This is a genomic window from Janthinobacterium sp. SUN176 (genome assembly GCF_030587335.1).
Classification (GTDB): domain Bacteria; phylum Pseudomonadota; class Gammaproteobacteria; order Burkholderiales; family Burkholderiaceae_D; genus Janthinobacterium; species Janthinobacterium kumbetense.
The window spans coordinates 50,543-68,485 of record NZ_JAPWIA010000003.1 but is presented as its reverse complement, the minus strand read 5'-3'; the positions used below and the strand labels follow the sequence as shown (position 1 = coordinate 68,485).

The window sequence follows — 17,943 nt, the reverse complement described above, 5'->3', positions numbered from 1 at the left end:
AGCGGCCGCTGCTACAGTTTTCTGAAAACCTGCCGATACTACACGAGAGGATGGTCATCATCGCGTTTCCCGCATGGTGGCATACATTGCCCGTTCAAGGAGGTCTATCGTGTCAATTCCCATCGCCGCAAGCGGCAATTCCACCCCTTCCGTGACTTCCGTCAGTACGGGCGTTGCTGGCAAGGACGATAAAGTCCAGCAAAAGGACGGCGTCAACGCTGAAATGAGCGTGAATGACCGCACCAAGCTGCAATTGAACGCTTCCATCATGCAGGCGTCGCTGAACGTGTCGATCGGTTCCGAGAACGAACCGCTGGCGCTGCTGTACAAGACGGCCATCACCAACATCAATGAAGCGCTGAAGGGCCAGTACGGCGAGGACGCGATCCAGAACGCGGCTTCGCAGGACAACAGCGCCGAAGCGACGGCGAACCGCATTGTATCGCTGTCGACGGGATTTTTTGATGCTTTCAAGAAACAGAATCCCGGCCTGGACGACGATACGGCCCTGACCAAGTTCATGGACACCATCAGCGGCGGCATGGAAAAAGGCTTCAAGGAAGCGCGCGACATCCTGGGCGGCTTGAAAGTGCTGAATGGCGACATCGCCGGCAATATCGACAAGACGTACGAGCTGGTGCAAAAGGGCTATGCCGACTTCATCGCCGCGCACAGCAGCAAGAAGGATGATGCCGCCAAGCCGGATGCTGGCAAGCCGGCCGACAGCAAGGCTGCCTGATCATTATTACGCCGGAAGCGCCTGAGAAAATGTCCAGGGCTAGGCGCATTGCCGAAGGCAGTACGAATGTACGACGAGGCAATGCAACGACGCCATGGGCTTTTTATCAGGTGCTTACCCGGTTGCGGCCGCCAGCTTTCGCGCGGTAAAGGGCCGCGTCGGCCGCGGCGATCAGCGCATGGTCGTCCTGTTCGGCCGCCAGGCTGGCCACGCCGAAGGAACCCGTGATGTGCGGCAAGGCGCTGCGCATGTCGGCGAAGATGACGGCGAGCTGCATGCGCTCGCACAAGCGCTCGGCCACCCGCAAGGCCACGTGTTCGTTGGTATCGGGCAAGATCACCATCATTTCCTCGCCACCGTAGCGCACGGCAAAATCCGTGGGCCGCAGGGCTGCGCCCAGCACTTGCGCGGCGATGCGCAGTGCCTGGTCGCCCGCCTGGTGGCCGTGCGTGTCGTTGAAGCGCTTGAAATGGTCGAGGTCTATCATCACCAGCGACAGCGGCGAGCCGCTGGCGTGGGCCGTGACGATCATGTTGGGCAGTAAATCCGTCAGCCAGGCGCGGTTGTACAAGCCCGTCAGGCTGTCGACCATCGACAGCTGGCGGTAGAATTCGCCCAGTTTCTGGCGCCGGCGCAGCAAGGCATTGGCGGCGCGGATGCGGAAGGACAGCAGCCGCAGCAGGTTGCGCGCCAGGCCGTTCGACTGTTCGATCAATTCCCAGACGATGGCCGCGTCGATCACCAGCAAATCGGTTTCTTCCAGGGCGGAAATGGCGGCCAGGTTGCTCGCTTCATCGAGCACCGATTGTTCGCCCACGCTTTCGCCGGGCAAGACCTTGCTGACGGTGCCGTCATCCATGCCCGTGTGGGTGTCGGCGGCCACGGCCAGCGAGCCGCGCAGGACGATGTACAGGCTGGCGCCTTGCGTGTCGGCAATGGCTTCGCCCGCTTCCAGGCGCATCACGGGGCAGGGCGCCAGCATGGCGGCCGTCTGGCTATCCGCCCCATCGCGAAATAGCTGTAAATCGCCGATGTTGCAGCCTGAAGCGCCGAAGTTGCCGATCTGTTCCACAATCACACTTTCAAAAAGCCGGCGCGCGAGCAGGGGGCCGGTAGCTTCATGATAGCGTAAAGCGGCCTTGGCTGTAACGCCAAAGGCTTGCTTGAGGTCACTTACTGTGAGAAATACGACAATTATTTCATTGCCGCGTCAATACGCAGGAATGCTTGCGGTTTTGCTATGGATGTTGCCTCGCGCGAAAGGCGGGCCGGATGTGCAAAGGCAGCCTTGAACGGCTGCCTCAGTCTCTGAAAATCCTGCGGGTGGGGATTACTCGGCGGTTTCTTCCGCTTCGGCCGTATCGATCACGGCATTCTTGCCGGTGGCGTGGCGCTTGCTGTCTTGCAGGCGGCCCAGGGCGCTATCGATGGCGCGTTTCAGTTTGTCGGTGGCGCCGGCAACGGATTGATGCACGGTGGCGTTCTGTTCGGTCACGGCGATCGGTTGATAGCCAGCAACGCGTGCTTCCATGACGCAGCGGATATCGTCGGCACCGCCTTTCGGGCCATTCGTGTCGCTGATGTGGACTTCGATGCGGGTCAGGTTGTCGCGGAAGCGGTTCAGTGCGCTTTCAAGTACGGATTGCACATGTTCGTTCAGTCCAGCGGTGTTGGCGATGGTGCTGTCGGTATGAATATTGATTTGCATATGCTTACTCCTGTCAATTCAAAAAAAACCCATCTCAGGCGCCTTGCATGGCAGTGGGCAAACCCGCTGCCAGGGCGCATCGGCGCCTGGTTCTTGCCTCATGCACTTGATCCCTGTGCATGACTTATCTTACTCCTCTTTCCAGTATTTCAAGAGGGTGCGCACGATTAAGATGAGCTTAACCCTTCAGCCAGGTCAAGTTTCCACTACGAAATTATTTACCCTCAGCCATTGATGAGACCGGCCGCGATATTGATCGACAGCCCCAGCACGACCAGGTTGAAGAAAAAGCTCAGCACGGATTGTCCCAGCACGATTTGCCGCATCATGCGCGTCTGCACGGAAACGTCCGACGTTTGCACGGCGACGGCGATGGTGAAGGCGAAATACAGGAAATCCCAGTAATCGGGGTTTTGCTCGTCGTCGGGAAACTTCAGGGGGCGCAGCGCGGGATCGGCCTGGTAGTACAGGTGGGCATAGTGAAAGCAGAACAGGGTGCCGACGAGGAACCAGGAACCGACCAGGGTGAGGATCGTCAGGCCGTAATGCAGCGCGCGCTCGTCCGGCGCCATGTCTTTCATCGAGGACAGCTGCGAAACGATGGCCACCAGGCTCATCACGGATGCGACGGACAGGGCCGACAGGACGGTTGCCGCCCGCTCATCCTGGCGCGCCGCCATGGCTTTGACCTTGTGGTGGTTGGCGCGCATCATCATCCAGGCCATCGTCGCCAGGTAGAACCAGACGGCGACATTCCACGCCGTCAGCAGGCGCGTCATCTGTTGCCAGGATGCGGGCAGCAGCAGGCCGGCCGCCACGCCGATGGCCGTGGCCATGCTCAGGTGGGGGCGGCTGCGGATGAAGCCGTGGAATGGAAGCGTGATTTTCATGGTGCGGATTCGTCAGTGGGGATAGCGCATCTTAGACCTTATGCGCTCGCCGCGGTGGCCGTCCTGGCGGCAGCTTCCTTCTCGTGGTGGGGAAAGCGGTCCATGCGCGACAGTACGGGGAACAGCACGGCCCAGATACCCGTCACGGCCAGGGTGGCGGCGCCGCCGAAGAGCACGGCGCGCACGAGGCCGAACCAGCCGGCCGTCAAGCCCGATTCGAATTCGCCCAGCTCGTTCGAGGCGCCGATGAAGACGGCGTTCACGGCGCTGACCCGGCCGCGGATCTCGTCCGGCGTCTCGAACTGCACCAGCAGGTGGCGGATGTAGACGCTGACCATGTCGCCGGCGCCCATCAGGAACAGCGCCGCCAGGGCCAGCGGGAAATAGCTGGTGCTGCCCAGCACCAGGGTGCCCAGGCCGAAGACGGCCACGCCGCCGAACATCCACGCGCCCACGCGGCGCGTGATGGGAAACATGGCCAGCGCGATCGAGCACAGGGCGGCGCCGGCGCCCGGCGCCGTGCGCAGCAAGCCCAGGCCACTGGGTCCGGCATGCAGCACGTCATGCGCGAGCGCCGGCAGCAGGGCCGTGGCGCCGCCGAACAGCACGGCAAACAGGTCGAGCGAAATGGCGCCCAGCACGATGGGCTTCGACCAGACGAAGCGCAAGCCTTCGAGCAGGGTATGCCAGCTGACGGGTTCGCGTTTCACCACTTGCGGCGCCGGGGTGGTGGCGCGCATCAGCAGGACGGACACGACCAGCAGCGCGGACGAGATCAGATACACGACCTTGGGGCCGAAGTAGTACAGCAAGCCGCCCAAAGTCGGCCCCAGGATGATGGCCACGTGGGAACTGGATGAACTGAGCGCGACGGCGCGGCTGAAGTGTTGCGTGGGCACCATGTTGACCAGCACGGCTTGCGTGGCCGGCATCATGAAGGCGCGCGCGCTGCCGAACAGCACCAGCACGGCAAACACGGGCCAGACGATGGAAATATTGCTTAACGTAAACGCCAGCAGGGCCAGCGCGCACGCCAGTTGCGCCGCCAGGCACCAGGCGATGATGTTGCGGCGGTTGTAGCGGTCGGCCACGTGGCCGGCCGGCAAGATGAGCACGAGGAAGGGGGCGAATTGCGCCAGGCCGATCAAGCCCAGGTCGAACAGGCTGCCCGTGATCTGGTACACCTGCCAGCCGATGGCCACGCTTTGCATCTGCACGGCCACCGTGCCCAGCACGCGGGCGGAAAGATAACAGGCGAAGTTGCGGTGACGCAGGATACTGAAGCCGTTGCCGGCAGAGGCGAGAGACATGAAATTTCCAGGAAACAGCGGGGTGGAGCGGCAGCGGATGCCGCGCCAGCAGCACCCCGCTGTCTGGATGCTTACTTGGCCAGGTCGGCTTCCGTGGTGAAGGCGTCCGCGTAAAACTCGTCGGCCGGCAATTGACACAATTGCACGAAATCGCGATTGGCCGACTCGACGACGATCGGTGCGCCGCAGGCATACACTTGATACGCGGACATGTCGGGCAAGTCCGCGATGACGGCCTGGTGCACGAAGCCCGTGCGGCCTTGCCACGCGTCTTCCGGCAGCGCGTCCGACACGACGGGCACATAGGTGAACTGCGGCAAGTCGGCGGCCCACTGGCGGCACAGGGCGTCCATGTACAGGTCGTGCGGACGGCGGCCGCCCCAGTACAGGGTGATCGGACGCGGCGACTGCTCGTTGATCATGTGCTCGACGATGGCTTTCAAGGGGGCAAAGCCCGTGCCCGAGGCCAGCAGCACGACGGGCTTGTCGGAATCTTCGCGCAGGAAGAAGGTGCCCATCGGGCCTTCGAAGCGCAGGATGTCGCGCTCCTTCATGCTGCCGAACACCTGGTCGGTGAACAGGCCGCCCGGCATGTGGCGGACGTGCAGGCTCACGGGGCCGCCTTCGACGGGTGCGCTGGCCATGCTGTAGCTGCGGCGTTTGTTGTCGCGCAGCATGATTTCGATATACTGTCCGGCGCGGTAGTGCAGGCGCTCGCTGGCTGGCAATTGCAGGGTCAGCACGACGACGTCGGGCGCGACTTTTTCGATGGTGGTCACGCGCGACGGCATTTTCTTGATCGGGTAGTCGCTGCTGCCCGCCACTTCGCGCGCCTGCACCACCAGGTCGCCCTGAGGCACGGCGCAGCACAGCAGCGAGTAGCCGGCCGCCGCTTCATCTTCCGTCAGGGAGCGGGCCTGGTATGGCTTATGCTGTACGCTGCCGGACACGATCTTGCCCTTGCAGGAGCTGCAGGCGCCGCTTTTGCAGCTGTACGGCAGGCCGACGCCGGCGCGTATCGCCGCCGACAGGACGGTTTCGTCCGCTTCGCAGCTGAATTGGTGGCCGCTGGGCTGAACAGTAATTTGAAAAGTCATACAATCCTTGAGATGAAAAATATGTTAATGCACTCTTTGCGCAAGCCGTCAGGCTTGCCGCGCTTGCTGATCCTGGGCTGCGGCGACGTCGGCATGCGGCTGCTGCCCCTGCTGCGCGCGCGCTTTCGCGTCTTTGCCGTCACCAGCCAGCCAGCGCGCTGCGCGCAGTTGCGGGCGGCCGGCGCCGTGCCCATCGTGGCCAACCTCGACGAGCGCGCCAGCCTGAAACGGCTGGCGGGACTGGCGACGATGGTCGTGCACCTGGCGCCGCCCATGTCGTCGGGCTTGCTGGACCGGCGCACGCGCAATCTGGTCGCCATTTTACCCGAGCATGCACGCATGGTGTATGTGAGTACCAGCGGCGTGTATGGCGATTGCGGCGGCGCCTGGGTCGATGAGACGCGGCCGACGGCGCCGGCGAATGCGCGCGCGAAGCGGCGCGTGGACGCCGAACAGGTCTTGCGCGGCTGGGGCGCGCGCCGCGGCGCCAGCGTGGCCATCCTGCGCGTGCCGGGCATTTATGCGCAAGACCGCCTGCCGCTGAAGCGCTTGCGCGAAGGCACGCCAGCCCTGGAAGCCAGCGACGATGTGTACACCAACCATATCCATGCCGATGACCTGGCGCGCGTCATCGAGCGGGCCTTGTGGCGGGGCAAGCCGGGACGCGTGTATCACGCCAGCGATGACAGCGAACTCAGGATGGCCGAGTATTTCGATGCCGTGGCCGATACGTTTGGCCTGCCGCGCCCGCCGCGCCTGCCGCGGGCCGAGCTGCGGCAAGTGGTCACGCCGATGCTGCTGTCGTTCATGTCCGAATCGCGCCGCCTGCACAATACCCGCCTCAAGCGCGAGCTGGGCGTGCGCCTGCGCTACGCGCGCGTGGCCGATGCCTTGCAGCCGATGGCAGCCGATGGCGCCGGCATCGGGTAAAATGGCCGGTTATCTGCGCACTTTGCTGGGCCGGCGCGCAGCGCGCCGTTCCCGCGCTGCGCCACTCACTTAAGGACTACAGCATGAGCACCCTCACTTACGAAGAATACCTGGACGAGGTCACCACCGTCCTGACGGAACTGTACGACCTCGACGACGAGGCCGCCATCAAGCTCGTCGTGGCCGCGCAGGACGCCGAATTTTTTGTCCCGCACGATGCGCATGAGGAAATGCGTACCGTCGAACAAGCCAAGAAAGATGCGGTCACCTTGTTCGAGCGCAAGCAGAATCGCCAGCAAACGCAGGAAAAGCAGCAGCAGCGCGTGCGCCAGCAAAAGAAATAAGAATATGGGCCTGGCCGCTGGGGCCATGGCGCAGTACGGGTCTCGGCGCAACACCGGGGCCGTGACCTTTGACGCAGCGCAAACGCGTCATGGCGCGCTGGCGATATGGTGAGCAATGTCGTCACGCGTCTGGGCTCTTGTGGCGAGCTCTGCATAGCGTGACGCTGTTTCCCGTCAGCAGGAGCGAGCCATGCGAGCTACGAGTCACCCCAGCAAGGAACAGGTACGCGCTTATATGCGCCGTCGCGAACGTGCGCTGCAGCCGCCGCCGCCGCCCGATGAAATCCGCCGGCAACTGGCCTGGTGCCGCGTGGATGCCGTTCCGGGCACGTGCCCGCTTGCCACCCCGGCCGGCGTGGCCGCGCAAGGCTGGCATCTATCTGCCGAAATGGCGCGTCTGAGCGCCCTCATGGCCATAGCTTGGCTCATGCATAGCGGTGTTGCTCATCGTAAAAATTGATGACTTGCAGCAAATTTTTCCAATTTGAGTTATCCTCTAGCACATTCCAAGTGCGTCAATTCTCTTCAATTATCACAATTTTGCGTTAAGTTACGCAAAAATCAACAATAGCGTGTATTATATTGTTTGCGGCGTAAAAGCCGCATAAGTGATGGCGCTTTTTAGTGTGTTTACCCTGAATTATTGCAGAAGAGACATTCGGTTTCTTTTTGCTCTAATACAACAAGTACGGATTTTCGATCATGTCTCTCAAACAAATTACCTCTTTGCCTACCTACAACCCGAATCGCGTCCTCGATGCGATCATCGACAAGCTGCAACTGAAAAACGATGCCGCCTTGTCGCGAGCCCTGGAAGTGGCGCCACCGGTCATCAGCAAGATTCGTCACAATACCTTGCCGATCGGCGCCACGATCCTCATCCGCATGCATGAAATCAGCGATTTCAGCATTCGTGAACTGCGCGAGTTGATGGCTGCCTAAGAGCGCCTGACAGACGGCAAACTGAGAGGTGCCGTCTGGGTACGTCAGGCTTGCCGCGTGCGGCAGCCACATCTGTTTTCCGCTTTTCTATTGCGGGTCGCGGTTCAGCACCGGACGATCGACATAGAAGCGCCCCATTTCCAGGCCAGTCGAGGACGACTTGACCACCGCTGCGGCCAGTGAGGCAGGGGCGCTGGAAAATGCGGTGTTGGCAGCCCCGGTCGCGCGGCCCGAATACGCCGTCGCCTGTACCGCCGCACTGGAAAACGCCGTTTGCACGGCCCGGCCCGAGTAAGCCGTCGCTTGCACCGCCGCACTGGAAAACGCCGTTTGCACGGCGCGGCCCGAGTAAGCCGTCTCCTGCACCGCACGTCCCGAATACGCCGCCTGTACGGCGCGCCCCGAATACGCCGTTTCAGCGCGGATATAATCTTCCCCGAACGTTTGTTCATACAACTGCTTCATGCGCTCGCCCACGCGATGGTGCGCCGCTTCGTCGTCTTCGCCGCGCAAGCCGATGTAGGGGAAGTGATGGAGGAAGTAGCCGAACACCTGTTCGCAGTCGGCCGCATATTTCAGGGTATCGAGGATGTGGTAGTGCCAAAAGGTATCGACGTCCATCAAGGGCGCCGTTTCTTCTTGCGGAAACTGTTTCATCAGGATCAGGAAGCGGCGGTATTCGAATTCCACCGCGTTGGCCTTCTCCAGACTCCATCCTTCGCCTGACTCCCGGTGCATCAGTTTGACCTTGATCGCGTCCAAATTCAAATCGGCAATAGCCTTGAAACTGTCGTTCGTATCCATGAATGTCCTTTGGTAAAGAGCGTTGTGGGAAATACGGTGAAACAAGGGAAAGCGGCGCGTGTGTACTCCTGGCAAGTAGTCGAGGAATGCCTTGCCCATGGCGGGCAGGCGCTAAGTTGTTCTACATCAATATTGCATCTTATTACGAAATATGCAAGCTGAGCTTGATTCATGCGGGGCACGTGCCGGTCAGCCGCTGGCCCGGCTTTCTTCCTCGTAGGGAAACGCGGTGGCGTCCGCGCCCAGCGGCACGCTGACGTGCACGCTCATGCCGGCGCCGGGGCTGCTTTCGATGTAAAAAGTGCCACCTAGCAACTTGATGCGTTCTTCTATCCCCACCAGGCCAAACGAACCGAGCTTGTTGCGCCCGTCGATGGCCGCGCCCACGCCGTTGTCGCTGACGCTCATCGACACCGTATCGCGGCATTTTTCCAGCTTGACTTGCACGCGGCTGGCATTCGCATGCTGGGAAATATTGCTGAGCGACTCTTGCAGAATGCGGAACAGGGCCGTCGCGCATTGGTCGCTGAGGCAAATGTCGTCATGGCTTTCGCTCACTTCGCAGGCGATGCCCGTGCGCTGGCGAAATTGCGCCACCTGCCATTCGACGGCCGCATTCACGCCCAGGTCCAGCACGGTAGGGCGCAAGTCGTTGATGATCTGCCGCACGCTCTTGATGGTGGCGTCGATCTGCTCCAGGGTCGAACGGGCGCGGGCGTTCAGGCGCGGGTGGCGGCGCTGCGTGCGCGAGGCCAGCATGTCGGCGTCGATGCGCAGGACCAGCAGATTCTGTCCCAGGTCGTCGTGAATTTCGCGCGCGATGCGCTTGCGCTCTTCTTCCTTGATCTGGTCGGCGTGCGCGGCCAGGCGGCGCAGTTTCTGGTGCGACAGTTGCAATCGGATCTGGCTGGCGCGCAACTCCTCCGTCATGCCCGTCGCCATCTGGATGGCGCGCCGGCGCGACGACGCCAGGGTATGGAACAGCACGTACAGCAGCATGGTGCTGGCAAAGCCGATCAGCAGGGCCAGCCACGGCAGGAAGGCGTCGAAGCGCGAATACAGGTCGTTCTTGCGCACGCTGAACAGCGCTTGCCAGGCGCGGCCATTGTGCTCGATCAGCAGCGTGCTGCTCAGGTAGCGGCCCGAACTGCCGGGCTGCCACCATGGCGCATGCATGCCCGCCGCCGTGCTGTCGAAGATGGGGCGCATGTCGTGCGGCAACTGCAGCGGCACGTCCCGCTGTTGCAGCGCCTGCGGGCCGATATCGAACAGGGTCAGGCGGACGTTGCGTACCGGCATGTCGGCCAGCGCGCTGCGCATCATCGTCACTAGGTCGTAGCCGATGCCGACGGAGCCCTGGTAAGCGGCGCGCCTCTGCTCCACGGTATCGACGGGCATGCCGAAGCGGTACACGGGCAGGCGCATGGCCATGCCCGTCAACTGGGGACGGCCGTCCATCGGCACGGGCACGCCGGAATTGCTGATGTGGCCGGAATCGCGCGACTGCGCCAGCGCTTCGGCGATCTGCGGGCGCGAGGCGATGTCGTAGCCATACTTTTCCGGGGCGCTGGCAATCGGCTCGATGTATACGAGCACGGAATACTGGGCGCGCGGGCCGGGCGGGTGGATGGCAAACGCCGGATAGCCGTCGCGCCCGGGCGGATAGTCGCGCCGCATGGCCGTTTCGTAGGCGGCGCGCTGCGTCTCGTCGAGTTCCTGGCTGTAATTGAGATTCATCACGCCCGGATAGTTCTGTTGCAGGGCGATGTTGGCCACGTAGCGGTGGAATTGCTCGCGGCTCACGTGTTCGTTGGCCTGGAACAGGCTGGCCGTGCCGCGCAGCAGGTTGGTATACGACTTGGTGCGCGATTCGATGTTTTTCTGGGTGTTGCGCGCCAGATTGTTGAATTGTTCGCTGGCATCGCTTTCGATCGACAGCGAAGCGGCCATGTAGAACAGCAGGCCCACCATCGTCGAGACGACAAAGCCGAACAGCCACAGCGGTCTTTTTTCAGCAGCTAAGGGGTGTTCGCCGGCAGTAGAAGACATCGCCATCCGCATCAGGAAGAGGAATCGGGTGCCGCCTGTGTGGTGGTGGCTGTACTCAGTTGCACAAGGACTATCGAAATTGCAAATTGCTCAATAGCTGCCTAATATACAAAACTATCGTGAATATAGTCAACAGGCAATATTTCTCTTTGAAACGAAAAAAAACCGCCGCAGCGGTTTTTTTCGTGTGCCGTCCAGCCCTTATTTGGCGGGCTGCCAGCTGTCTTTCAGGGTGACGATGCGGTTGAAGACGGGCTTGCCCGGCTGGCTGTCGACCCGGTCGGCCGCAAAATAGCCGTGGCGTTCGAACTGGAAGCGCTGTTCCGGCTGGGCCAGTTCCGCGCCCGGTTCCAGCCACGCCTGCACCACTTCCTTGGCCAGCGGATTCAGGGCCAGCTTGAAGTCCTTGCCGCCCGCGTCCGGCTGCGGGTCCGTAAACAGGCGGTCGTACAGGCGTACTTCGGCGGGAATGGCCGTCGGCGCGCTGACCCAGTGCATATTGCCCTTGACCTTGTAGTTGGCGCTGCCTTCCGTGCCCGACTTGCTGTCCGGGAAGTAGGTGCAGTGCACGGCGATGACCTTGCCGTCCGCATCCTTGTCGTAGCCCGTGCACTCGATCACGTAGCCGTAGCGCAGGCGCACCTTGCTGCCCGGCTTGTCGTCGATGGGCGGATACAGGCGGAAATAGCCCTTGTTCGGCACTTCCATGAAGTCGTCTTCCTCGATCCACAGCTCGCGCGAGATGGGGAAGGTGCGCAAGCCGCGCTCCGGGAAGTGCGGGTGCACGGGCGCCGTGCATTCCACGCTGTCGTTTTCAGGGAAATTGTCGATGATCAGTTTCAACGGACGCAGCACGGCCACCGAACGGGGCGCCTTCGGGTCCAGGTCTTCGCGCAAACAGCCTTCGAGCACGCTGTAGTCGATCCAGCCGTCGGATTTCGTCACGCCCGTGCGTTCGCACATCAATTGAATCGCTTCCGGCGTGTAGCCGCGGCGGCGCATGCCCACCAGGGTCGGCATGCGGGGGTCGTCCCAGCCGTCGACGATTTTTTCTTCCACCAGCTGGCGCAGCTTGCGCTTGCTGGTGACGATGTAGGTCAGGTTCAGGCGCGAGAATTCGAACTGGTGCGGCACCGGTTGCCGGAAGAAGCCGCCGGCGGACAAGGTTTCCAGCAGCCAGTCGTAGAACGGGCGGTGGTCCTGGAATTCCAGGGTGCAGATCGAATGCGTGATGTTTTCCAGCGCGTCCGAGATCGGGTGCGTGTAGTCGTACATCGGATAGATGCACCAGGCGTCGCCCGTGCGGTGGTGGTGCGCATGGCGGATGCGGTAGATGGCCGGGTCGCGCAAGTTCATGTTCGGCGAACTCATGGCATCTTCGCTCATCTTCGCGCGCAGGATGTGTTCGCCATCCTTGAACTGGCCCGCCTTCATGGCGCGGAACAGGGCCAGCGATTCGTCGCGCGGACGGTCGCGGAAGGGCGAATTCTTGCCCGCTTGGCCGAAATTGCCCCGGTTGGCGGCCATGTCTTCGGCGCTCTGGCTGTCCACATAGGCAAAGCCGGCCGTGATCAGGTACTCGGCCATCGCGTACAGCTGGTCGAAATAGTCGCTCGCGTAATGCAGGTGGCTCTGGCCATCGGCCTGCTTCGGTTCCCAGTCAAAGCCCAGCCATTTCACGCTGTCCATGATGGTGTCGACGTATTCCTGCTCTTCCTTCGCCGGATTGGTGTCGTCGAAACGCAGGTTGCACTGGCCGGCGTAATCGCGCGCCAGGCCGAAGTTGACGCAGATCGACTTGGCGTGGCCCACGTGCAGGTAGCCGTTCGGCTCCGGCGGGAAACGCGTGATCACCTGGGGCAGGCCGGGACGCACATGGGCGCCGGCAGCCAGGTCGGCTTCGATGATGTTACGCAAGAAATTGGGCGCCAGCGCCGGCGCGGCGTTATTCGGTTTATCGTTGCTCATTGATCAATGCGGAAGAGTGACAGTAAAAAGCATTTTACCGTACCGCAAGCGCTTTATAAGCACGTATTTGCCCCCATTTCCCGGCATGCAAGCGACGCGGACGCCGTTCTATAGGATAATTCGCCTTTAATTAGTAGAAAAACGTGACCCCGGAGCCTTTTATGGAAAATTTATATAACGTCCTCGGTGTCGCGCCCAATGCCAGCGACGATGAAATCAAGAAGGTTTACCGTTCGCTGGCCATGCGCTTCCACCCCGACCGCAACCAGGCCCCCGGCGCCGAGGCGCGCTTCAAGAGCGTCACCAAGGCGTATGAGATCCTGGCCGACCCGGCCAAGCGCGCCGAATACGACCAGAGCGTGAACCACCGCATCATCATCGATCCGGAAGCGGAAGCCTATGCCCTGTGGTGCGGCGTGTTCCGCCTGCATGGCACCGTTCTTCCCGCGGACTGAGGGCGTCTCACATAACCTACTGCGCGTCGTGATTTGCGGCCTGCGATGCTCACCGTACTAAAGTACGGTTGCGCTTCTTAGCCACAACTCACTGCCGCTCGCTACGGTTCTGTGAGCCGCGGTACAGCCCGGATGATTTGAAAAACAACAAACAATGGTGCTTTTGCTTTTAAGTAAAAGTGCCGCGCACCACATTGGAAAGCACAGCATGAGAAGAGTACACCCTGAATTCGCGTACCAGTCGCGCGAGCTGGAAGGCCAGATCGAAGGCATCCTCGGCGACCCGCCGAACCGCAAGAACTACAAGAGCATGGTCGACGCGCTGGTGGGCGAATACGCGAGCGGCGGCGGCATCGAAGACGTGAACATGCTGGCCTTCGCGCTGGTCGACCACATCACCTTCAGCGACCCGAAAGGCTTGCTGGCCGAAAGCGAAGACTACGAATTCGGCGATACGGCCCGCGTGTTTTCCATGGCCGCCTGCGCCGCGCCGGAAGCGGCCAAGATGTACGCCGCCATCGAGGAAAGCTTCCCCGACCTGGCGCGCCAGGCCATCATCACGGCCTTCCTGCACAAGAATCCCCGCCTGTGGGACGACGACGACCAGTCGCTGGATCAGCTGGCCGCCAATGACGACGGCGACGACGAGCACGATGAAGACGAAGCGACCGACGATTTCGCCCAGATGTTTGACCAGGATGGAGATGACCATGGCCGATAATAATGATCAAAAGAGCAATCTTCCCGCGCTGACGAAACAAGTCACGGAGCTGGTGCTGTCCGGTTCGCTGGGCCACGCCGAGCAGGCGTTTGCCGACGCGGCCGACCAGTACGGCGATCTTGCCGTGGTGGAAGTGTTGAATGCCATCCCGCCGCAAGTGACGGCCCTGCACCTGGCCGGCTTCGACGGCGGCAAGATGTCGCTGGCGACCTTGCTGGTGCCGCCGAAAGCCTGGGCCGACAGCCTGGCCTTCATCGCTGCCACCTGGAGCGACGACCAGATCGAGGATGATCCGGAACGCATCGCCGAAGCCCTGTTCGCGCACATCCACGGCGTCGTGTTTTCCACCGACGACGCCGAGCGCCGCCGCGAGCTGCTGCTCGAAGCGTCCGCCACCGACTGGGGCGCCACGGCGTTCGCCATCCTGTTCTCGATGGCGCCGAAGGAAATCCTCGAAGTGGCGGGCGAGATCGTCATCAAGGGACCGTACGTGACGGGCGTGACGTCGTCCGACAACGACGTCGTGCCGCTGGCCATCGAGCTGGCGCAAGCGAATGAAGACGGCTGGGACCGCTCGCTGTTCGAACTGTTCCCCGACTTCCGCCACAGCGCCGACCTGGCCGACGCGGAATACTCGGACGACCCGGACGAAGAGCCGACCATGTTGCAGCGCAGTACCAAGGAATTGCTGTACCGCCTGCGCAAGCAAGTGCCGAGCACGCGCAGCGCGCCGCGTTCCAGCACGCGCCGCAGCCTGGGCACGGGCATTTTCTCGTAATGAAAGCAGGGAACGTCTAATGCTGCCAGCAATTGTTGTAGAGAATCTTCCGCGCCTGGTGCGCGCCATCAAACTGTTGCCGGGCGACCCGCGCGAAGACGCGGCCCTGAACCTGGCCGATGAATTGACGGGTATCACGGCCATGGTGGCCGAGAAGTTCACGAATGAACGCACGGCCGACGGCATCCAGAAAGCGCTGTATTTGACGGTGGGCGGCGTGTCCTTGGGCCTGGAGCAGGCCGTCACGCATGAAGGCGACCAGGCCGCGCTCGATTTCCTCGTCGAGCACGGCGCCGAGCACGCGTTCCAGGTGGGCTTTCGCCTGATCAAGGAATTGTCGCAGCTGCCGGAAGACGCCCTCGTGGGCGAATACGACCAGGATCCCGTCTACCTGCAGCGGCGCCTGCGCGAGCTGTTCATCGATATTTGCCAGGCCGACCCGAACCAGAACTGGGCCGGCTATGAAAAGTACGCGTTGCAGTTGCAACAGCGCAAGGAAGTGCAAGCCGTCGTGCGCCTGGCCGGCTGGCTGCGCCGCCACCACGACAATGGCCCCGTCAGCGACAGCGACTTGAATGCCGAGGGCGTCATCGCCCTGGCCATCATCTTCGCCATCGAAGGCGGCGGGCGCGTCATCGCGCGCACGGGGCAGAAGGAGTTTGAACGCTTCGTGCGTTCCGTGCGCAAGAACAAGCCCGACTTCGAGGAAGGCTGGGCCGCCCTGGTGGCCAAGGTGCCCGTGCAGCATCACCCGGTGTTGCTCGACCGCATAGCTTCGTACCGCCGCAGCTGCACCGTCGTGCATAAAATCCTCACGCGGGCCAGCATGAAGAGCCTGTTCGAGGACCTGGAAAACTACGCGGGTTCGGAGCTGGACGCCGACTACTCGTAATGCAGTACTTGGGCCGGCGCCTGCCGGCCTACGCTCCCCCTTCCAGCGCCGCTTCCTCGGCCAGTTTCACGAATGCCGCCACCAGCGGCGACGTTTCTTCTTCCCTTTGCGCCAGTAACAGACTGGTCGTCGCCTGCGGGTCGTCGATCGGGCGGTAGCACACGCCATCCATGCGGATGCGGTCGAACGAGGCGGGCAGCACGGAAATGCCGCAGCCGGCCGCCACCAGGCCGATGATGGTCGACGCCTCGCCCGCTTCCTGCGCCACCTGGGGCACGAAGCCGGCCGCCTTGCACAGGCGAAAGATCTGCGGATAAATCCCCGTGCCCGCATCCTTGGGATACATGACAAAACCTTCGCCCGCCATGTCGGCAATCGCGATGGCCTCCTTGGCCGCCAGCGCGTGGGCGACGGGCAGCACGAGGAACAGCGGGTCCTGGCGCAGTTGCGTCAGCTTGATATCGGAGGGATACGTCGTTTCCGGCGGGCGCACGAAGCCCAGGTCCATGGTCCTGCCACTGATCGCTTCCAGTTGATGCAATGTCGCCATCTCGTGCAGGGTCAATGTGACGTGCGGAAAGAGCTGGCGGTAGCGGTTGATGACGGTGGCGAAATACGGCGTGAACGGCGTGGAAAAGGTAAAACCGATGCGCAATTCGCCCGCCTCGCCCCGCTGGGCCCGGCGCGCCGTCACGGCCGCCTGTTCCGACAGGGCCAGGATGCGCCGCGCATCGTCGAGGAACAGCGTGCCCGCCTGCGTCAGCCGCACGGAGCGCTTGTTGCGTTCGAACAACTGCGCGCCCAATTCCGCTTCCAGCGCCTGGATTTGCTGGCTCAGCGGCGGCTGGCCGATATGCAGGCGCTCGGCCGCGCGCGTGAAGTGCAACTCCTCGGCGACGGCGACAAAATAACGCAGGTGGCGCAGTTCCATATTCGTCCAGTAATCGTTTTAAAGTATGAGTTGGGCCTTAAATATATATTGGACGATATGAGTTGGCAATCCTAAGATGAAGACTTGCTTCTTTCACGAACACGGCCATGTCTGATTCATCGCTCGCTTATGCCTCCGCCGCCACGCCGGCGCTTTCGCCTGCCGCTCCCGCTTCCCGCACGGCCATCGCCAAGGGTTCCATCGAATTCAAGCGCAGCAACCGCGCGCTGTTCTTTGGCGGCTTTTCCACTTTCAGCTTGCTGTACTGCATCCAGCCCCTGTTCCCGCTGCTGTCGCACCAGTTCCATCTGACGCCGGCGCAAAGCAGCTGGTCCCTGTCCGTGTCGAGCGGCTTGCTGGCCATCTCGCTGGTGCTGCTGAGCGCAGTGTCGGACCGGGTCGGGCGCAAGCCACTGATGGTGGCGTCGATGTTTTCCGCCGCAATATTGACCATTTTGTCTGCGTTCGCGCAGGATTATGCGCAGTTGCTGGCCATCCGCGCCGCGCTGGGCGTGGCCCTGGGCGGCATGCCGGCCGTGGCCATGGCTTACCTGGGCGAGGAAATCGAAGGGCCGTCGCTGGGCTTGTCGATGGGGCTGTATATCGCCGGCAGCGCGTTTGGCGGCATGTCGGGACGGCTGGTGGCGTCCATGCTCAGCGATTTCCTGTCGTGGCGCTGGGCCCTGGGCGTGCTGGGCGTGGCCGGCGTGCTGGCGGCGGCGGAATTCTGGCGCAGCCTGCCCGCGTCGAAGAACTTCGTGCCCAGCACCAAGGGCTGGAATGCCTTGCCGCATGCCATCAAGCAGCATTTTTCGGATAAGGGCTTGCCGTGGCTGTTCTGCCTGGCCTTCGTGCTGATGGGCTGTTTCGTCAGCCTGTATAACTACATCGGCTACCGTCTGCTGGCCGCGCCCTTCGGCTTGCGCCAGAGCACGGTCGGCTTGCTGGCCTTCTTGTATCTGATCGGCATCTTCAGTTCCGTCTGGGCCGGTCGCCTGGTGGACCGCCTGGGGCGCCGGGGCGTGCTGTGGATCATGCTGTCGGTGATGCTGTCCGGCATTGTATTGACCCTGTTCGACTCGCTGCCGCTGATCGTCATCGGCATGGCGCTGGCCACCTTCGGCTTCTTTGCCTCGCACTCGATCGCCAGCAGCTGGGTCAGCCGCCGCGCCCGCGCGCCGCAGGCGCTGGCCTCGGCCTTTTATTTGCTGTTCTATTACCTGGGTTCCAGCCTGATCGGGTCCGCCTCGGGCATGATGTGGGGCTTCGACGGCTGGACGGGCGTGGTCGTCATGCTGGGCCTGTGCCTGGGCGGCGGCGTGCTGATCGCCTTGCGCCTGCGCCATTTGCAGCCGCTGGGCGCGCGCGAAGCCGTCGGCTGAACG

18 protein-coding genes are annotated in these 17,943 nt (G+C 62.3%); 9 read left to right on the top strand and 9 right to left on the bottom strand.

The window, feature by feature from the left end:
• The first annotated feature begins 109 nt into the window (after positions 1 to 109).
• Positions 110 to 739 carry a DUF5610 domain-containing protein gene (locus tag O3299_RS21685; protein ID WP_257218719.1) on the top strand — a complete coding sequence of 210 codons (630 nt, stop codon included), beginning with the start codon at positions 110 to 112 and terminating at the stop codon, positions 737 to 739.
• Positions 740 to 845: 106 nt separating this feature from the next.
• Here O3299_RS21685 and O3299_RS21680 read toward each other — a convergent pair whose 3' ends face one another.
• From O3299_RS21680 to O3299_RS21660, 5 genes are all read right to left on the bottom strand, one after another.
• Positions 846 to 1,811 (bottom strand): GGDEF domain-containing protein, encoded by a 966-nt coding sequence (locus O3299_RS21680; RefSeq protein WP_092612043.1) that lies wholly within the window; start codon positions 1,809 to 1,811, stop codon positions 846 to 848.
• Between the two features lie 258 nt (positions 1,812 to 2,069).
• The gene (locus O3299_RS21675; protein WP_034781728.1) at positions 2,070 to 2,447 is read right to left on the bottom strand and encodes an HPF/RaiA family ribosome-associated protein; all 378 of its coding nucleotides are present in this window, start codon (positions 2,445 to 2,447) and stop codon (positions 2,070 to 2,072) included.
• A gap of 224 nt (positions 2,448 to 2,671) precedes the next feature.
• On the bottom strand, positions 2,672 to 3,337 hold the full coding sequence (locus tag O3299_RS21670; RefSeq protein ID WP_305063174.1) for a DUF1345 domain-containing protein: 666 nt from the start codon (positions 3,335 to 3,337) through the stop codon (positions 2,672 to 2,674).
• A gap of 38 nt (positions 3,338 to 3,375) precedes the next feature.
• The gene (locus O3299_RS21665) at positions 3,376 to 4,647 is read right to left on the bottom strand and encodes an MFS transporter (RefSeq protein WP_305054376.1); all 1,272 of its coding nucleotides are present in this window, start codon (positions 4,645 to 4,647) and stop codon (positions 3,376 to 3,378) included.
• Between the two features lie 71 nt (positions 4,648 to 4,718).
• Entirely contained in the window at positions 4,719 to 5,744 is a 1,026-nt protein-coding gene (locus O3299_RS21660; protein WP_251349880.1) for a CDP-6-deoxy-delta-3,4-glucoseen reductase, read from the bottom strand.
• 12 nt (positions 5,745 to 5,756) lie between these two features.
• Here O3299_RS21660 and O3299_RS21655 point away from each other — a divergent pair, with 12 nt between their 5' ends.
• The 3 genes from O3299_RS21655 to O3299_RS21645 all read left to right on the top strand — a co-directional run bounded on the left by O3299_RS21655 (position 5,757) and on the right by O3299_RS21645 (position 7,960).
• Positions 5,757 to 6,674 (top strand): SDR family oxidoreductase, encoded by a 918-nt coding sequence (locus tag O3299_RS21655; protein ID WP_305063173.1) that lies wholly within the window; start codon positions 5,757 to 5,759, stop codon positions 6,672 to 6,674.
• 83 nt (positions 6,675 to 6,757) lie between these two features.
• The gene (locus tag O3299_RS21650) at positions 6,758 to 7,018 is read left to right on the top strand and encodes a hypothetical protein (RefSeq protein ID WP_034759943.1); all 261 of its coding nucleotides are present in this window, start codon (positions 6,758 to 6,760) and stop codon (positions 7,016 to 7,018) included.
• A gap of 702 nt (positions 7,019 to 7,720) precedes the next feature.
• Entirely contained in the window at positions 7,721 to 7,960 is a 240-nt protein-coding gene (locus tag O3299_RS21645) for a hypothetical protein (protein ID WP_029496207.1), read from the top strand.
• An 87-nt stretch (positions 7,961 to 8,047) separates the two neighbouring features.
• Here O3299_RS21645 and O3299_RS21640 read toward each other — a convergent pair whose 3' ends face one another.
• The 3 genes from O3299_RS21640 to O3299_RS21630 form a co-directional block, all read right to left on the bottom strand.
• Positions 8,048 to 8,764, bottom strand: coding sequence for a hypothetical protein (locus O3299_RS21640; RefSeq protein WP_099665221.1), 717 nt, complete (start codon positions 8,762 to 8,764; stop codon positions 8,048 to 8,050).
• A gap of 189 nt (positions 8,765 to 8,953) precedes the next feature.
• Positions 8,954 to 10,813: a CHASE domain-containing protein gene (locus tag O3299_RS21635; RefSeq protein WP_305063172.1), complete on the bottom strand. Its 1,860-nt coding sequence runs from the start codon at positions 10,811 to 10,813 to the stop codon at positions 8,954 to 8,956.
• A 201-nt stretch (positions 10,814 to 11,014) separates the two neighbouring features.
• The gene (locus O3299_RS21630) at positions 11,015 to 12,781 is read right to left on the bottom strand and encodes a glutamine--tRNA ligase/YqeY domain fusion protein (RefSeq protein WP_305063171.1); all 1,767 of its coding nucleotides are present in this window, start codon (positions 12,779 to 12,781) and stop codon (positions 11,015 to 11,017) included.
• A 161-nt stretch (positions 12,782 to 12,942) separates the two neighbouring features.
• Here O3299_RS21630 and O3299_RS21625 point away from each other — a divergent pair, with 161 nt between their 5' ends.
• The 4 genes from O3299_RS21625 to O3299_RS21610 all read left to right on the top strand — a co-directional run bounded on the left by O3299_RS21625 (position 12,943) and on the right by O3299_RS21610 (position 15,627).
• Positions 12,943 to 13,236 (top strand): DnaJ domain-containing protein, encoded by a 294-nt coding sequence (locus tag O3299_RS21625; RefSeq protein WP_010395442.1) that lies wholly within the window; start codon positions 12,943 to 12,945, stop codon positions 13,234 to 13,236.
• Between the two features lie 208 nt (positions 13,237 to 13,444).
• A complete protein-coding gene (locus O3299_RS21620) occupies positions 13,445 to 13,957 on the top strand; it encodes a hypothetical protein (RefSeq protein ID WP_034781751.1) in 513 nt (170 codons plus the stop codon).
• The gene (locus O3299_RS21615) at positions 13,947 to 14,735 is read left to right on the top strand and encodes a hypothetical protein (protein WP_289899924.1); all 789 of its coding nucleotides are present in this window, start codon (positions 13,947 to 13,949) and stop codon (positions 14,733 to 14,735) included. The genes O3299_RS21620 and O3299_RS21615 overlap by 11 nt, the downstream gene beginning before the upstream one ends.
• Positions 14,736 to 14,754: 19 nt before the next feature.
• Positions 14,755 to 15,627: a hypothetical protein gene (locus O3299_RS21610; protein ID WP_077400518.1), complete on the top strand. Its 873-nt coding sequence runs from the start codon at positions 14,755 to 14,757 to the stop codon at positions 15,625 to 15,627.
• Positions 15,628 to 15,655: 28 nt separating this feature from the next.
• On the opposite strand, the gene O3299_RS21605 is transcribed toward O3299_RS21610, so the two are convergent.
• Positions 15,656 to 16,558: a LysR family transcriptional regulator gene (locus O3299_RS21605; RefSeq protein ID WP_077400521.1), complete on the bottom strand. Its 903-nt coding sequence runs from the start codon at positions 16,556 to 16,558 to the stop codon at positions 15,656 to 15,658.
• A gap of 107 nt (positions 16,559 to 16,665) precedes the next feature.
• Here O3299_RS21605 and O3299_RS21600 point away from each other — a divergent pair, with 107 nt between their 5' ends.
• On the top strand, positions 16,666 to 17,940 hold the full coding sequence (locus O3299_RS21600) for an MFS transporter (protein ID WP_305063170.1): 1,275 nt from the start codon (positions 16,666 to 16,668) through the stop codon (positions 17,938 to 17,940).
• Positions 17,941 to 17,943 lie beyond the last annotated feature (3 nt).

What these genes read in the sequence shown, in the direction of transcription:
- O3299_RS21675 (WP_034781728.1), bottom strand. Translation starts at nt 2,447, where the DNA reads ATGCAAATCAATATTCATACCGACAGCACCATCGCCAACACCGCTGGA.
- O3299_RS21645 (WP_029496207.1), top strand. Translation starts at nt 7,721, where the DNA reads ATGTCTCTCAAACAAATTACCTCTTTGCCTACCTACAACCCGAATCGC.
- O3299_RS21650 (WP_034759943.1), top strand. Translation starts at nt 6,758, where the DNA reads ATGAGCACCCTCACTTACGAAGAATACCTGGACGAGGTCACCACCGTC.
- O3299_RS21620 (WP_034781751.1), top strand. Translation starts at nt 13,445, where the DNA reads ATGAGAAGAGTACACCCTGAATTCGCGTACCAGTCGCGCGAGCTGGAA.
- O3299_RS21625 (WP_010395442.1), top strand. Translation starts at nt 12,943, where the DNA reads ATGGAAAATTTATATAACGTCCTCGGTGTCGCGCCCAATGCCAGCGAC.
- O3299_RS21635 (WP_305063172.1), bottom strand. Translation starts at nt 10,813, where the DNA reads ATGTCTTCTACTGCCGGCGAACACCCCTTAGCTGCTGAAAAAAGACCG.
- O3299_RS21615 (WP_289899924.1), top strand. Translation starts at nt 13,947, where the DNA reads ATGGCCGATAATAATGATCAAAAGAGCAATCTTCCCGCGCTGACGAAA.
- O3299_RS21655 (WP_305063173.1), top strand. Translation starts at nt 5,757, where the DNA reads ATGAAAAATATGTTAATGCACTCTTTGCGCAAGCCGTCAGGCTTGCCG.
- O3299_RS21630 (WP_305063171.1), bottom strand. Translation starts at nt 12,781, where the DNA reads ATGAGCAACGATAAACCGAATAACGCCGCGCCGGCGCTGGCGCCCAAT.
- O3299_RS21660 (WP_251349880.1), bottom strand. Translation starts at nt 5,744, where the DNA reads ATGACTTTTCAAATTACTGTTCAGCCCAGCGGCCACCAATTCAGCTGC.
- O3299_RS21665 (WP_305054376.1), bottom strand. Translation starts at nt 4,647, where the DNA reads ATGTCTCTCGCCTCTGCCGGCAACGGCTTCAGTATCCTGCGTCACCGC.
- O3299_RS21605 (WP_077400521.1), bottom strand. Translation starts at nt 16,558, where the DNA reads ATGGAACTGCGCCACCTGCGTTATTTTGTCGCCGTCGCCGAGGAGTTG.
- O3299_RS21640 (WP_099665221.1), bottom strand. Translation starts at nt 8,764, where the DNA reads ATGGATACGAACGACAGTTTCAAGGCTATTGCCGATTTGAATTTGGAC.
- O3299_RS21600 (WP_305063170.1), top strand. Translation starts at nt 16,666, where the DNA reads ATGTCTGATTCATCGCTCGCTTATGCCTCCGCCGCCACGCCGGCGCTT.
- O3299_RS21670 (WP_305063174.1), bottom strand. Translation starts at nt 3,337, where the DNA reads ATGAAAATCACGCTTCCATTCCACGGCTTCATCCGCAGCCGCCCCCAC.
- O3299_RS21610 (WP_077400518.1), top strand. Translation starts at nt 14,755, where the DNA reads ATGCTGCCAGCAATTGTTGTAGAGAATCTTCCGCGCCTGGTGCGCGCC.